Annotated in this window: 14 protein-coding genes; 4 read left to right on the plus strand and 10 right to left on the minus strand. The window is 56.2% G+C overall.

Features of this window, described 5'->3' with window-relative positions; all coding sequences use genetic code 11:
* Positions 1-129 precede the first annotated feature (129 nt).
* The 9 genes from tatC to ADIMK_RS16540 all read right to left on the minus strand — a co-directional run bounded on the left by tatC (position 130) and on the right by ADIMK_RS16540 (position 7,112).
* Complete coding sequence (tatC, locus tag ADIMK_RS16500) at positions 130-900, minus strand: twin-arginine translocase subunit TatC (protein ID WP_036190589.1); 771 nt, start codon at positions 898-900, stop codon at positions 130-132.
* Positions 893-1,246, minus strand: a complete 354-nt coding sequence (gene tatB, locus ADIMK_RS16505; protein ID WP_036190592.1) for a Sec-independent protein translocase protein TatB — start codon at positions 1,244-1,246, stop codon at positions 893-895. The genes tatC and tatB overlap by 8 nt, the downstream gene beginning before the upstream one ends.
* A gap of 18 nt (positions 1,247-1,264) precedes the next feature.
* Positions 1,265-1,519, minus strand: coding sequence for a Sec-independent protein translocase subunit TatA (gene tatA / locus ADIMK_RS16510; RefSeq protein WP_036190595.1), 255 nt, complete (start codon positions 1,517-1,519; stop codon positions 1,265-1,267).
* A gap of 43 nt (positions 1,520-1,562) precedes the next feature.
* The gene (locus tag ADIMK_RS16515) at positions 1,563-1,895 is read right to left on the minus strand and encodes a phosphoribosyl-ATP diphosphatase (RefSeq protein ID WP_036190598.1); all 333 of its coding nucleotides are present in this window, start codon (positions 1,893-1,895) and stop codon (positions 1,563-1,565) included.
* A complete protein-coding gene (gene hisI / locus ADIMK_RS16520; RefSeq protein WP_036190600.1) occupies positions 1,895-2,299 on the minus strand; it encodes a phosphoribosyl-AMP cyclohydrolase in 405 nt (134 codons plus the stop codon). The genes ADIMK_RS16515 and hisI overlap by 1 nt, the downstream gene beginning before the upstream one ends.
* Positions 2,300-2,369: 70 nt before the next feature.
* On the minus strand, positions 2,370-4,001 hold the full coding sequence (ubiB, locus tag ADIMK_RS16525; protein WP_036190602.1) for a ubiquinone biosynthesis regulatory protein kinase UbiB: 1,632 nt from the start codon (positions 3,999-4,001) through the stop codon (positions 2,370-2,372).
* Between the two features lie 49 nt (positions 4,002-4,050).
* A complete protein-coding gene (locus ADIMK_RS21470) occupies positions 4,051-5,613 on the minus strand; it encodes a GGDEF domain-containing protein (protein WP_051693042.1) in 1,563 nt (520 codons plus the stop codon).
* Positions 5,614-5,744: 131 nt separating this feature from the next.
* A complete protein-coding gene (locus ADIMK_RS16535) occupies positions 5,745-6,374 on the minus strand; it encodes a thiol:disulfide interchange protein DsbA/DsbL (protein WP_036190604.1) in 630 nt (209 codons plus the stop codon).
* A gap of 135 nt (positions 6,375-6,509) precedes the next feature.
* Complete coding sequence (locus ADIMK_RS16540) at positions 6,510-7,112, minus strand: c-type cytochrome (protein WP_036190607.1); 603 nt, start codon at positions 7,110-7,112, stop codon at positions 6,510-6,512.
* 203 nt (positions 7,113-7,315) lie between these two features.
* Between ADIMK_RS16540 and yihA the strand changes: the two genes are divergently transcribed.
* A complete protein-coding gene (gene yihA, locus ADIMK_RS16545; RefSeq protein ID WP_036190609.1) occupies positions 7,316-7,963 on the plus strand; it encodes a ribosome biogenesis GTP-binding protein YihA/YsxC in 648 nt (215 codons plus the stop codon).
* A 163-nt stretch (positions 7,964-8,126) separates the two neighbouring features.
* Here yihA and polA read toward each other — a convergent pair whose 3' ends face one another.
* On the minus strand, positions 8,127-10,868 hold the full coding sequence (gene polA / locus ADIMK_RS16550) for a DNA polymerase I (protein WP_036190610.1): 2,742 nt from the start codon (positions 10,866-10,868) through the stop codon (positions 8,127-8,129).
* A gap of 129 nt (positions 10,869-10,997) precedes the next feature.
* On the opposite strand from polA, the gene ADIMK_RS16555 reads away from it, so the two are divergent.
* From ADIMK_RS16555 to uvrD, 3 genes are all read left to right on the plus strand, one after another.
* A complete protein-coding gene (locus tag ADIMK_RS16555; RefSeq protein WP_036190612.1) occupies positions 10,998-11,282 on the plus strand; it encodes a DUF2782 domain-containing protein in 285 nt (94 codons plus the stop codon).
* 9 nt (positions 11,283-11,291) lie between these two features.
* On the plus strand, positions 11,292-12,266 hold the full coding sequence (locus ADIMK_RS16560; RefSeq protein ID WP_036190615.1) for a homoserine kinase: 975 nt from the start codon (positions 11,292-11,294) through the stop codon (positions 12,264-12,266).
* A gap of 112 nt (positions 12,267-12,378) precedes the next feature.
* Positions 12,379-14,598, plus strand: a complete 2,220-nt coding sequence (gene uvrD, locus ADIMK_RS16565) for a DNA helicase II (RefSeq protein WP_036190617.1) — start codon at positions 12,379-12,381, stop codon at positions 14,596-14,598.
* Position 14,599 lies beyond the last annotated feature (1 nt).

Raw genomic sequence — 14,599 nt, forward strand, 5'->3', positions numbered from 1 at the left:
CGGTTTCGATTCAGCCCCGAGGGGCGTTCGTCTCAAGCGAGGAGGCGCATTCTACAGACCTGCCCGAGGGAGTCAACAGGGGAAATGTAAATTTTTTACCGCCGAGATGAAAAAGCGAGGTAGCCAATATTAGATATCCGCTTCCTCGCCCTCTTCAACCCTGTTTTCACGGCGTTCACGGCGGGTGACCCGCGCCATAATAAGGCCAAGCTCGAAGAGCAGCCACATCGGCACTGCGAGCAAGCTCTGAGAGATAATATCGGGAGGCGTCAGCAACATGCCAACCACGAAGCAACCGACGATCACATATGCACGCTTGGCAGACAGCGATTCCACATCCGTCATACCGGACCACACCATCAACAGTGTCGCCACCGGTATTTCAAACACGATGCCAAACGCGAAAAACAGTTTAAGCACAAAGTTGAGATAGCTGCTGATATCCGTCATCACTGCCACATTTTCGGGCCCAACACTGGTGAAGAACCCGAACACCAGCGGAAACACGACAAAATAGGCAAAGGCAATACCGAGATAAAACAGAACAACACTGGAAAGCAGTAACGGCACAGCCAAACGCTTCTCGTGCTTATACAACCCGGGCGATATAAAGCCCCATGCCTGATGCAGCAAAAACGGCATCGCTATGAAGATGGCCGCAACCAAGGTCAGTTTAAAAGGCGCAAAAAAAGGCGAGGTTACGTCTGTCGCAATCATGCTGGCCCCTTCCGGCAAAAGAGCCGTTAACGGGGCGGATAGCCACTCATACAGATCATTGGCAAAATAGAATAGCGCCAAGAAAATGGCCAATATGATCAAAACACTGTGCAGCAGCCGTTGGCGCAACTCGACCAGATGAGAAATCAGTGGCTGCTCAGGATCGATATGTGGTTCAGTCATTGTCTGTCGACTTCTTCAGGCTGGCTTCGTCGGCTCCTGGCTTTGAGTCCTGACGAGCCTCCGCCCTGGACTCTGGCACGGCAGCATCAGATTCAGTGGTCGAGAACGGCTTACGCATTTCAGAAAGCTCCTCGTCGAGCTTTTCCTTGTTGATCGCTGTTGTGCGGCGCATCTCCTCCACACGCAGCTCTTCATTGATCTCGCGCTGAATGTTGCTCACCGTGCGTCGAACGCGCCCCAGCCAAAGACCACAGGTACGCGCGGCCATGGGTAATTTTTCAGGCCCCAACACCAGAAGCGCAACAACTGCCACTACCAGCAGTTCGGCAAAGCCGATATCAAACATCTTTGAGCCAGCCGCGTGTTATTTGCTTTCAGTCTTTTTGTCGGACGTCTCTGCAGCTTTGTCGGCAGCATCGAATTCAGCATCGTCCTTGCTGATCGTCTTCTGTGCGTTGTTTTCCTCTTTGGCGCTCTCTTCGTTCATTGCCTTTTTAAAGCCTTTTACAGCACCGCCAACATCACTGCCCAAGTTGCGCAGCTTTTTGGTGCCGAACAGCAGGATGATAATGCCGAGTACGATTACCAACTGCCAAATGCTGATACCACCAAATCCCATGATCGTCTCTCCACTTCCAAAGCCGAACGGCTTCTGTTGTTATCTATTTAGGCGTGCGGGACGCTTTTTCTTCAAGCCCCGACAGATCAAAGCGACGGGCCAGCTCATTGAGCACACTGTCCGGCGTTTCTCCCAAGTGCGACAGCATGACCAGAGTATGAAACCAAAGGTCGGCGGTTTCATAAATCAGGTCGGCATTGTCGCCGCTAAGCTGGGCGTCCTTGGCCGCGAGAATCGTCTCAGTCGCCTCCTCGCCCACCTTCTCCAAAATCTTGTTCAACCCTTTCGCATGCAGACTGGCAACATAAGAGGTATCGGCCGCCGCACTCTTGCGCTGCTCCAACACTGCACCAAGCTGTTCAAGCACTATGCTCATTAATTGCTGCCCTGCTTCGTGTAAATTTCATCCGGATCCTTGCGTACGGGATCCGTCACTTGCCACTTACCCTGCTCGTCCAGCTTTCTGTAGAAGCAACTTTCACGACCGGTATGGCAAGCGATCTCGCCAAGCTGCTCAACCTGCAACAGGATCACATCACCATCGCAGTCAAGTCTCAGCTCATGCAGCGTTTGAACATGGCCCGACTCTTCGCCTTTTCGCCACAGCTTACCTCGCGAACGTGACCAGTAGATGGCACGGTTCTCACTTACCGTAAGCGCTAAAGCCTCACGATTCATCCAGGCAACCATCAGAATTCTGCCGGTAGCCCTGTCCTGCGCTATCGCGGGCACCAGACCCTGTTCGTCCCACTTTACCTGTTCCAGCCAGTCATCATTCATCGAAAACAACTACGTTATAAGCCCATTGTCGACGGCGAAGCATACCGGATCGGTTCGTGCCCGACCACATCTAGACTCGCCACAAAACCAGCAACCCAACTAAGGCACTGAGCCATCCATACCAAGGCATCTGTTCAACAAGTGCTCGCCCTTCCGGCTGAGCACTGACCAGTGCAAAAAGCATTAACAGTGCCGCCACACTCAAAGAACGCCGCCCACGGGTATTGCGACGAACCTTATCCGCATCATATTGCTGAACCAGTTGCCGCTGAGTTTCTTCCAGACGGCGCATCTGCTGCAACCCGTCAAATACCAATTGCGGCATGTGCGGGAGCTTATCCAGCCAATCCGGTGCCTGCTGCTTCATCTTACGGTAGACTGCTTTTGGACCCATCCGTTCATGCATCCAGTTTTCCAAAAATGGCTTGGCGGTCTTCCACAGATCAAGCTCCGGATAGAGCTGCCGCCCCAACCCCTCGATATTAAGCAGTGTCTTCTGTAACAGCACCAGTTGCGGCTGCACTTCCATATTGAAGCGCCTTGCAGTTTGAAACAGACCCAGCAGCACCATACCGAAGGAGATATCCTTGAGAGGCTTTTCGAATATCGGCTCACAAACACTGCGGATCGCTGTCTCAAATGCATTGACGTTAGTATCCGCCGGCACCCACCCTGAATCGATATGCAGCTGAGCAACCTGTCGGTAATCACGCTTGAAAAAGGCCAGTATATTACGCGCCAGATAGCTTTGATCCTCAGGAGAGAGTGCACCAATGATGCCAAAGTCGACGGCTATATAGCGGGGATCCGACGGTGACTCTGTTGATACGAAGATGTTGCCCGGGTGCATATCGGCGTGGAAAAAGCTGTCTCGAAACACCTGAGTGAAGAAGATCTCCACTCCACGCTCCGCCAAAACTTTCATGTCGGTGTTACGCCGCTTCAGCGCCTCAACGTCAGCCACCGGCGTGCCGTATATGCGCTCCATTACCAGCACATTCTGCCGGGTCAGGTCCCAGTAGATCTCCGGAACATATAGCATGGCGGAATTTTCAAAGTTACGGCGCAATTGCGAGCCATTCGCCGCTTCTTTTCGCAGATCCAGTTCATCGAAGATGGTTTGCTCGTATTCAGCAACCACTTCCACTGGACGCAGACGACGCCCCTCGGACCAAAGCTTCTGAACCAGATGCGCCAAAGTGTAGAGCAATGCGACATCCTGTCGTATCACAGTGGCGATACCCGGCCGGATGACTTTAACCACAACATCCTGACCATTGTGCAGACGCGCACCATGGACCTGAGCGACCGATGCCGATGCAATGGGATCGACGCTGAACTCGGAAAACAGCTCGGTAATCGAGCGCCCGAGCGAGCGCTCCACAATACGCTGCGCATCTTTTCCGGCAAACGGCGGCACCCTATCCTGTAGTCGGGCAAGTTCGACAGCCAGATCATCGGGCAGCAAATCCCGTCGCGTCGAGAGCATCTGCCCGAACTTGATAAATACAGGACCCAGCGCCTCCAGCGCCAGACGCAATCGAACGCCTCTTGGCTCCCGTGCGCGAATGAACCAGCGCGAGGGGAGAAACAGCAGCAGGAAACGCAGATAACCCGGTAATGGCGCGTCTTGAATAAAGGTATCGAGGCGGTAAAGCGCAAATACGTGCGCAATTTTAATCAGACGGAAAACCGTTCGCACTGAATCAACTCCGGAAGATAGGTAAGCGGGGAGCAGACGGACGGTGTTGCTAGGCAGACACCACCTTATTTCGCCCTTCCTCTTTTGCCCGATAAAGAGCGGCATCGGCGCGTGCGAACACGTCTTCTTCCGCGTCTTCAGCTCCCACCTGCGCGACCCCGATCGACGCCGTTACTTGCACAGGCTCGCCTCGAAAGTGGAATGGGCTGTTCTGAACGGCATCGCGGAGCTTGTCCGCCGCCGATTTTGCGTCGGTGCCGACCGTAGACGGGAAGATAATAACAAACTCTTCCCCGCCATAGCGGGCGATGAAGTCACTGCCTCGAAGGTTGCGTTGCAAGACCCGGGCGACCAGACGCAGCACTTTATCCCCGGCCAAGTGACCATACGCGTCATTGATCTCTTTAAAGCGATCAAGATCGACGACCGCAATGGCAAAGGGGGTTTGATACCGCTGCCAACGTCCCAGCGCCTCTTTCAGCTGGTCGTCATATGATACCCGGTTCGGCAATCCGGTAAGAGGATCCGTGCGAGCACGCAGCTGCTCCTCTTCCATACGCGAGCGCACTCGGCTAGCCTCAACCTCCATCTGATCGACTTTTTCAAGTAGCGACTCGTAACGGACCTGCATCCGCTTCTCGCGCTCACTCTCATGAGAGCGATATTGGTCCATCGTGCTTACGATACTGGCCAACTGCTGGGATACGGCCAGTTTAAGGGATGGGAGATCATTCGAGGCTTTTACACTCTGGTGCAACTGCCTGACATTCTGACGCACGGCATTATCGAGGTGCTGATGCGCCTCAAACGCCTGTCGCTCTTCGTCCTGACTTTGGCTTAAAAATTCCTGCACATAAGCGAGCTGCTCATTCAGGTTAATCAGGTAATTTTCAAACTCCTGATGCTCAAGACCAGCCGACAGCCTCGCCAACCGAACCAATTCGGACATCAGGTCGGGAATATCGGCAGATTTCAGGCCAGCCTCTATGCGCTCGATCAGCTGCCTCGCTAATGCGAGCCCAGAGCTCTGCACATTCAAGGCATCGATCAGCTTGAGCATTTCGTCTGCGACGCGACGCTCCAGCATCTCGACTTCGAGTGCATCGGTATCGCCTCGACCATTCAGCTCATAGGTTTCGGTCGAAGAGGAAGCGGGAAGCAGGCCTTTCTGGAGCTCGACCATTTCGAGCAGCAGGCCTGAGAGTTTATACAGATGCTCTGAGGCATCAGGAACACGTTTGGCCGTATTTTTCAGCAGATTAGCAAAGGCTTCACTCTGACTCAGCCCTTTCAGTTGACCAATCCAGCGGTCAAACGCATTGCGAATATCGCCTGAGACCGACAGGCGCTGATCATCCAGCAGTTTGATCTGCCGTTCAACACGACCAAAAGTCTTGTCGAGGGTACCCGGGTTACCGGGTTTAAGTAGAAGTTCGCGGAGCTGATCCAGCTCGGCATCAAGTGTGGCGCTCTGTCCACGCACACCCAATGCCAGCTGAGCCGTCAGAGAGCGATTGAGCGCATGTGCAGCTTCAACATTCTGCTGCAACGCCTCACACTCTTGAGCCAGCTCCTTGAATTTTAGTTTCCAATCTTCTTGCTCTAACGCCACGGGAAAGCTCCGCGCCACGACTGCACTGTGCAACGCCTGATTAAACCATGCCCGCAATATATCACGACGGGGGGCACTGAACAGGTCGAACCGAAGCGCGAGAGCACATTTCCTGCATTAGATCAGGTATATCACTTCGCTTCGCGTTCTTTTTCGACCAGATAGTCAACAACCTTGAGCATCGCTTCATGACCACCGGCGGTACTCGCGGTGATGCGATACTTGCCATTGACGATCATGGTCGGAACGCCGGTGATTTCATATCCCCGAGCCTTGGCGTCGCCCTGTTTGAGCTTCATGTTGACAGCAAAGGAGTTGTACTGCTTCACGAAGTTGTCTTTGTCGACACCGAAATCAGCGTAGAAATCAGCGAGATCTTCCTCGGAACGCATCCGGCGACGCTCCTTGTGAATCGCGTCGAACATCGCCTTGTGAGTTTCATCAACCTTGCCGAGCAACTCAGCTACGTAGAAAGCACGCGCAAACGGCTCCCAGCTGCGGCCGAACACAACCGGAATGGTGACCAGCTGCACGTCATCTTTCTGCTCCGCTTTCCACTTTTCGAGCAACGGCTCGAAATTATTACAGTGCGGGCAGAGATAACCGAACATCTCCACGACCTCGATCTTGTCACCGGTCGTCGTCGGCACAGGACGAGAGATACGCTCGTACTGAACACCTTCTTCATAGCGGGGCGCATCCGCGGCCCAGGCCGATACTGCAAAACAGGCTGCCACCACAGCCAACAACCATTTTTTCATCGCGCTATCTCCAATCCATAGGCATTCAACGTCGTTCAGAGACTGTACTAAGAGGAGTAAAGTTCATTCCACTGCACAGAAACAGCAAAGGCAGCTCTAGGCTGCCTTTGTATTATGTCACCGCTGAATCAGCGATTAATGCAGGCCCTGTACGTACTGGGCGACCGCTTTGATCTCTGCGTCATTCATTTTGACGGCGATATCGCGCATCATGCCAGCCGGATCGTTGGCACGCTCACCTGCTGCGAACTTCTTCAGAGAGCTCTCGACGTAAGCAGCGCTCTGACCACCCAGCGCCGGGAAGGCTGCAGAGTTGTTGCCCTTGCCCTGAGGACCGTGGCATGCGGTGCACGCCGCGACACCCTTGTCGGCGATACCGGCGCGGAAAATCTCCTGACCTTTGGCAACCTGGTCGGCAGCGGCCTGACCCAGCTGGACTTTCTGGCTGGAGAAGTATGCCGCGATATCTTCCAGATCCTGATCGTTCAGGTTATTCAGCATACCGGTCATCTCCAATACGGTACGATCGCCAGCCTTGATGTCCTTAAGCTGCTTGAGGAGATATTTCTCGTTCTGGCCCGCCAGCTTCGGGAAGTTGGGGGCAAGACTGTTACCGTCTGCACCATGACAGGCCGCACACACGGCAACCTTCTGTTTGCCCTGTGCAGCGTCGCCTGCGGCGTGCGCGACACCGGTGAGACCGAGAGTAACCAGTAAGCTGATCAGTAGTTTGTTCATTGTGAATAACCCAGACCCTGTAAGACTAAAATTGTGTCGCTTCCACCGCGTAATGTGCAGTAAAAACATCCGAAGTCGTGCTATCCCTGACTGGAGCGCTAACCAGATCGCGGGTAAAATTGGCGGCATTATAAACTAATATCCCCACAAACTGGAACGTAAATAAACGTATCTATTCGTCGGGGAGCCAGCAGCGGAATCCCATGTCCTTAAGCGAACCGGTCATCCATTACTCCTCAGCGCGCTTCAATACCAGTGCCTCCAAGCTCAGCCAATGTCCTGCCGACGAAGGCGCTGAAGTCGCATTTGCCGGTCGATCCAATGCGGGCAAATCCAGCGCCATCAATACGCTGACGCAACACACCCAACTGGCCCGGGTGTCGAAAACCCCGGGACGTACGCAGCTGATCAACTTTTTCGATCTAAACATCGAAGGCCTGCGTCTGGTCGACCTGCCAGGCTACGGCTATGCCAAGGTGCCGATTGCACTGAAACAGCACTGGCAGAAACACCTCGATGCGTACCTTCAGCATCGTCAGTGCTTGCGCGGCGTGGTGCTGGTCATGGATATTCGCCATCCGATGAAAGAGTTCGACGAAATGATGGTGCAGTGGTGCCAGTCGACCGGCGTACCCTTGCATGTTCTGCTGACCAAAACCGACAAGCTCAAGCGTGGCCCAGCGCAGAGCACGCTACTGCAGATACGCAAGTCATTGAAAGCGGCGCTGGGAGATCTGGTCTCGGTACAGACGTTCTCGGCATTGAAAAAGACCGGTGTGGATCAACTCAAGGAGCGACTGGACGCTTGGCTGCTGCCGGATAGCGAAGACGACGCTGACGATCAGGCATAAAAAACCCCGGTACCGCGAAGGGGAAGGGAAACGGTTACCGGGGTCAGTCGATTTGTCATGACACAGAGGCCGCCTCTTCTTACATGCTACGTCCTGAACACCAACGGCCTCTGTTGTTAAGAGTAGTCAAAATTTGAAAAGTTCACTGGTGTTGAAAAAAAACTCAGTGAGCTTGCTCCCAGTTATCGCCCGCCTGCGCCTCAACCAGTAATGGCACGTCCAGCTGTACCGTTTTTTCCATCAGCGGATGCACCTGCGCGAGAAACGCGTCGACTTCGGATTCTCGTACCTCAAATACCAGTTCGTCATGCACCTGCATGATCATGCGGGCATCGAACCCGCTCTGACGCAGCCAGTTGTCGACACTGACCATCGCCTTCTTGATGATATCGGCCGCCGTCCCCTGCATCGGCGCGTTGATCGCGGTGCGCTCCGCGGCTTGGCGGCTCATTGGGTTACGGGCGTTGATCTCGGGCAGATAGAGTCGGCGACCGAAGATGGTCTCGACGTAACCCTGCTCGCGCGCCTTCTCGCGGGTGCTGTCCATATAACGTTGCACGCCGGGGTAGGTCTCGAAATAGTGATCGATATAGGTCTGAGCCTCCTTGCGCCCCAGCCCCAACTGTTTGGCAAGACCAAACGCCGACATACCGTAGATCAGTCCGAAGTTGATCGCCTTGGCGCTTCGACGCTGATCCGAGGTGACCTCATCACGCGACACCTTGAACACCTCGGAGGCTGTTGCCCTGTGGATATCTTCGCCGTGCGCAAAAGCCTCCAGCAGCCCCTTATCACCGGACAGGTGCGCCATGATACGCAGCTCGATCTGCGAATAGTCCGCCGCCACGATCTTGTAGCCCTCAGGTGCAATGAACGCCTGGCGAATACGACGCCCCTCACTCGTGCGCACCGGAATGTTCTGCAGATTGGGATCAGAGGATGACAGACGTCCTGTGGCCGTCACCGCCTGATGGTAGGAGGTGTGGATTCGCCCTGTCCCCTTGTTAATCATCTGCGGCAGTTTGTCGGTATAGGTCGACTTCAGCTTGCTTAAGCCCCGGTGCTCGATGATTACCTTCGGCAACGGATAGTCCAGCGCCAGCTCCTGAAGCACCTCTTCCGCCGTGGAGGGTGCCCCTTTGGGGGTCTTCTTCCTCACCGGCAGCCCCTGTTTCTCGAACAGGATCTCCTGCAACTGCTTGGTCGAGCTCAGGTTGAACGGACCGCCCGCCAGCTCATGCGCCTCGATCTCCAGCTCCTTGAGCCGCTGTTCAATCTCCATGCTCTGCTGCGCCAGCAAGGTGGCATCCACCAGCGCGCCGTTGCGCTCGATACGCGACAGCACCGGGACCAGCGGCAACTCGATCTCATTGAGCACCGAGACCAGATTGCCCTCCGACTCAAGTTTTGGCATCAGCGTCTGGTGTAGACGCAGGGTGACATCCGCATCCTCAGCGGCATAGGGCGCGGCCTGTTCGAGATCGATCTGGTTGAACGTCAGCTGTTTTTTGCCCTTGCCGGCGATATCCTCGAAGCTCACCGTTTCGGTATTCAGGTAACGCTGTGCCAGCGTATCCATATCGTGACGGCTGCCGGTGGAGTTGAGCACGTAGGATTCGAGCATCGTGTCCGAGCCGATGCCCTGAAGCTCAATGCCGTAGTTCGCCAGTACATTCATGTCGTATTTGATGTGTTGGCCGATCTTTTTCAGGCTGGCGTCTTCCAGAAGCGGCTTAAGCTGCGCGAGTACCGCCTTGCGGTCAAGCTGATCCGGCGCGCCGACATAGTCGTGCGCCAGCGGCACGTAAGCTGCCTTGCCCGCCTCGACGGCGAAGGACACACCGACGATCTCGGCCTCCATATAGTTGAGGCTGGTGGTTTCGGTATCGAAGGCAAAACTGCCCACCGCTCTCAACCTGTCCAGCCAGCGATCCAGTTCAGCCTGTTCAAAAACCGTCTCATACTCGATCTCCAGCGCCGGTGTTTGTTCAACTGCCGCATCAGAGGCCGGTGAACTTTCAGCACGCTCAAGTTCGGTAACCCAGGTTCTAAACTCGAAGCGTTTGAACAGCTCCAGCAGTTTTTCCCTGTCGGGTGCAGGCAGGGTGATATCACCCAATCCGACATGCAGCTCAACATCGGTCTTGATGGTGGCCAACAGGTAGGAGAGCTCCGCCATTTCGCGGTTCTCTTCCAGTTTCTTGGGCATGGTTTTGGCGCCGCGAAAGCCAAGATCCGGAATCTTGTCGAGATTTTCATAGAGGTCCTTAATACCGCCGATCCCCTGCAACAGCGCCAGCGCGGTTTTCTCGCCGACACCCGGTACGCCGGGAATGTTGTCGACCTTGTCACCCATCAATGCCAGATAATCGATGATCAACTCTGGCTCGATGCCGTATTTTTCGCGCACGCCTTCCACATCCATCACCGTATCGGTCATGGTGTTGATCAGTGTCACCTTGGCATCGACCAGCTGCGCCATGTCCTTGTCGCCGGTGGAGATCACCACATCACAGCAGGCCGCTTCCGCCTGACGCGCCAGCGTACCGATCACATCGTCGGCTTCGACCCCCTCCTCAACGAACATCGGGATACCCATGGCGCGGATAATGTCGTGAATAGGCCCGATCTGGTCGCGCAGATCATCCGGCATTGGCGGGCGTTGCGCCTTATACTCGGTATAGAGATCGTCGCGGAACGTCTTGCCCTTGGCATCGAACACCACGGCGACTGGGCTATCGGGATATTGCTTGAGCAAACTGCGCATCATCGAGGTCACCACGCGCACCGCGCCGGTGGGGAAACCCTCTGCCGTTCTCAGGTCTGCCTGCTGGGAGGCGAAGAAGGCTCTATATAAATAGGAGGAGCCGTCTACTAGAATAACGGGAGGTTTCTGTGCGCTCATCGGTGGTTTCCATCGACTGGTGAATTCTGGTGCGGGCTTGTCCAGCCTGCCGCAAGGGCCCACAATCATAGACAAATAAGGCCGCTTCCACCAATGTACGACGGCCTTTGTTCAAACAGGGAAAATGCAATGATGAAAGAGTTTCTGCTGGCGGGACTGCTGGCCATGGCTCCGTTGGCGCAGGCCGAGGTCGTAACCAATACCGAGACCAGCGAACCCGAGATCACAATCTCCCACGACAAGGAAGCCACCTACTACGAGTACAAGATTAACGGCCAGCTCAAGGAGATAAAAGTGGTGCCCAAGGTCGGCAAGCCCTACTACCTTGTACCGGCCCCGGGCTCAGGCGACGAGTACATTCGTGCCGAAAAATCACAAATCCTCCTGCCCAAATGGGTCATTTTCAGCTGGTAACAATCGATCGTGGCAGTCTACACCTCCGTATCCAAGGCCGAGCTGAACAAGCTGCTGGCTGATTATGACCTTGGCATCTGCGTCGACCTCAAGGGGATCGATGGCGGCATCGAGAACACCAACTATTTCGTCACGCTGGAGCACGAGGGCGCGCGCGCAGAATATGTACTGACACTGTTCGAAGAGTTCAGCTACGACGAGATGCCTTTCTTTGTGGAACTGGGCAAATGGCTGGCCGAGCGCGATGTCCCTGTGCCCTATGCCATCGAGGACCGCAACGGCATTGGTCTGAAGCAGCTCTGTGGCCGTCCCGCCTTTTTACAGCCGCGATTCAAAGGTGGCCACGTCGCTCAGCAGGAGCTCACCCCTGAGCACTGTGCCAGTATCGGCAAGGCACTGGCCCGACTGCACCTGGCCGGGAAAGACTTCTACCTGACCCGCCAGGCCCATCGAGGTGTTTTCTGGTGGCGCAGGGAGAGCGAAAGCATCGCGCATCACCTGAGCGAAGAGGATGCCAACCTGCTGCGTGAAGAGGTCCGCCTGTTCGATGAGTTGCGCCAGAGTGCGGAACAGCTGCCGATGGGCATCACCCACGGTGACCTGTTCCACGACAACGCCCTGTTCGTCGGCAACGACGTCGAGGCGATTCTGGATATCTACAACGCCGCCACCGCTTATTGGCTCTATGATCTCGCCATCGTCGCCAACGACTGGTGCGTCAAACCCGACGGTAGCATCGATAGCGCGCGCGAGCGTGCCCTGCTCGACGCATATGCCAGTGTACGCCCGTTCAACGACGCCGAGCATCAGGCTTGGCCGCAGCTGTGCCGTACGGCTGCGATGCGTTTCTGGCTCTCACGCCTGATTCCCTGGCTTGGCATCGCGCAGGCATCACGCCAAGGGGGCGAGATGAAACTCAAGGACCCAGACGAGCTCAAACGCATACTGCTCGCACGTATCGCCCATCCGGCGCGCCTGAGCTGAACCATGATCGATAATGGCCCCGGAAACGGGGCCATTTCCTGTATACTTTTCCAGTATTCCGTCACTTCGGTATACTGCCCTTTCCTTTCATACACCTGACTGCACAGATCCCATGGACGTTACCCACATCATCGACTCCCTCAACGATGCCCAGCGCCAGGCGGTCACCGCCGACGTGAAGAACCTGCTGGTACTGGCCGGCGCCGGGTCCGGCAAGACCCGCGTGCTGGTGCACCGTATCGCCTGGCTCATCGAAGCCGAGGGGATCTCGCCCTACTCGATCATGGCGGTAACCTTCACCAACAAGGCGGCTCGTGAGATGCGCGGGCGTATCGAACATCTGCTTGGGCTCAACACCCACGGCATGTGGGTCGGCACCTTCCACGGCCTTGCGCACCGTCTGTTGCGGGCGCACTGGCAGGATGCCGGGTTGCGGGACAACTTCCAGATCATGGACAGCGATGATCAGCTGCGTCTGGTCAAGCGTCTGTGTAAAGAGATGAATCTGGACGAAAACCGCTGGCCACCAAAGCAGATGCAGTGGTACATCAACGCGCAGAAGGATGAAGGGCTGCGCAGCAAACATATCGAACGCAGCGGCGATCTGTTTCAGGACACCATGGTCCGCGTCTATGAAGCCTACGAAGAGGCCTGCGAGCGCGGCGGCATGATCGATTTCGGTGAGCTGCTGCTGCGCGCACTCGAGCTGCTGCGCGATCGTGCACCGGCACTGCTCAAGCACTACCGCGAACGCTTCCGCTATGTGTTGGTGGACGAGTTTCAGGATACCAACGCCATTCAGTACGCCTGGCTGCGCCTGCTGTGCGAAGGTGACGACAAACTGATGGCGGTGGGCGACGACGACCAGTCGATCTACGGCTGGCGTGGCGCGCGAATCGAAAACATCCAGAACCTGCCGGAGCACTTCCCTGGCACCGAAACTATCCGCCTGGAACAGAATTACCGCTCCACTGCCAACATACTGGGCGCTGCCAACGCCGTCATCCGCAACAACTTCGGACGCCTCGGCAAGGAGTTGTGGACAGATCTGGGCGATGGCGAAGCGATCAGCCTATACGCGGCCTTTAACGAGCAGGATGAAGCCCGGTTCATCATCGACCAGATCAGCAAGTGGATTGACGAGGGCAACCGCCGTGACGAGAGCGCCATTCTCTACCGCTCCAACGCCCAGTCCCGTGTACTTGAGGAAACCCTGATACGCGCCGGTATCCCCTACCGCATCTACGGTGGCCAGCGCTTCTACGACCGCCTCGAGATCAAGAACGCGCTTGCCTATATGCGTCTGGTAGCCAACCGCGACGATGACACCGCCATGGAGCGCGTGATCAACGTGCCCACCCGAGGCATCGGCACCCGCACCATCGAGCAGATTCGCGAACATGCGCGGGCCGAAGGCGTCTCCATGTGGCGCGCGGCCAACGAGATCATCGAGTACGGCAAACTCGCCGCCCGCGCCGGCAACGCCCTGCAGGGGTTTCTCGATCTGGTCAACAACCTGGACAGCGCTACCCGCGATACCGAGCTCCATGAGCAGACCGAGCATGTGATTCAGCACTCGGGCCTTATTGCGCACCACGAAAAAGAGAAAGGCGAGAAAGCGCAGTCGCGTATCGAGAACCTTGAAGAACTGGTCACTGCCGCACGTCAGTTTGCAGGACAGTGGCAGGAGGACGAAGCACCCGAGGGGTTCAACTCGGTACTGGCGGCGTTTCTCGATCAGGCGGCACTCGATGCGGGTGACGCTCAGGCCGATGTTCACACCGACAGCGTACAGTTGATGACGCTGCACTCCGCCAAGGGTCTGGAGTTTCCGCTGGTGTTCCTCGCTGGCATGGAAGAGGGCCTGTTCCCGCACAGCATGTCGGCTGAAGAGCCGGGCCGGCTGGAGGAGGAGCGCCGCCTCTGCTACGTGGGCATCACCCGCGCCATGAAAAAGCTGTTCCTGACCTACGCCGAGTCGCGCCGACTCCACGGACAGGAGAACTACAACCGGCCCTCACGCTTTATTCAGGAGATTCCGCAGGGGCTGGTGGAGGAGGTACGTCTGAACGCCACGGTGCGCCGCCCCTACGGCAGCAGCGACTATCAACAGGAGGGCAGTTCACTGTTTGGAGGCTCTTCAAGCCTTGCCGGCAGCAACATCCCCGACACCGGCATTAGTCTGGGGCAGCGTGTACGCCACCCCAAATTCGGTGAAGGGCTGGTGGTCAACTTCGAGGGCAGCGGCCCGAAAGCCCGGGTACAGGTTAACTTCGATTACGAGGGCAGCAAATGGCTGGTGGTCGGATTTGCCCGCCTCGAAGCGATCTGAC

The organism is Marinobacterium lacunae, from assembly GCF_000705555.1.
Classification (GTDB): Bacteria; Pseudomonadota; Gammaproteobacteria; order Pseudomonadales; family Balneatricaceae; genus Marinobacterium_D; species Marinobacterium_D lacunae.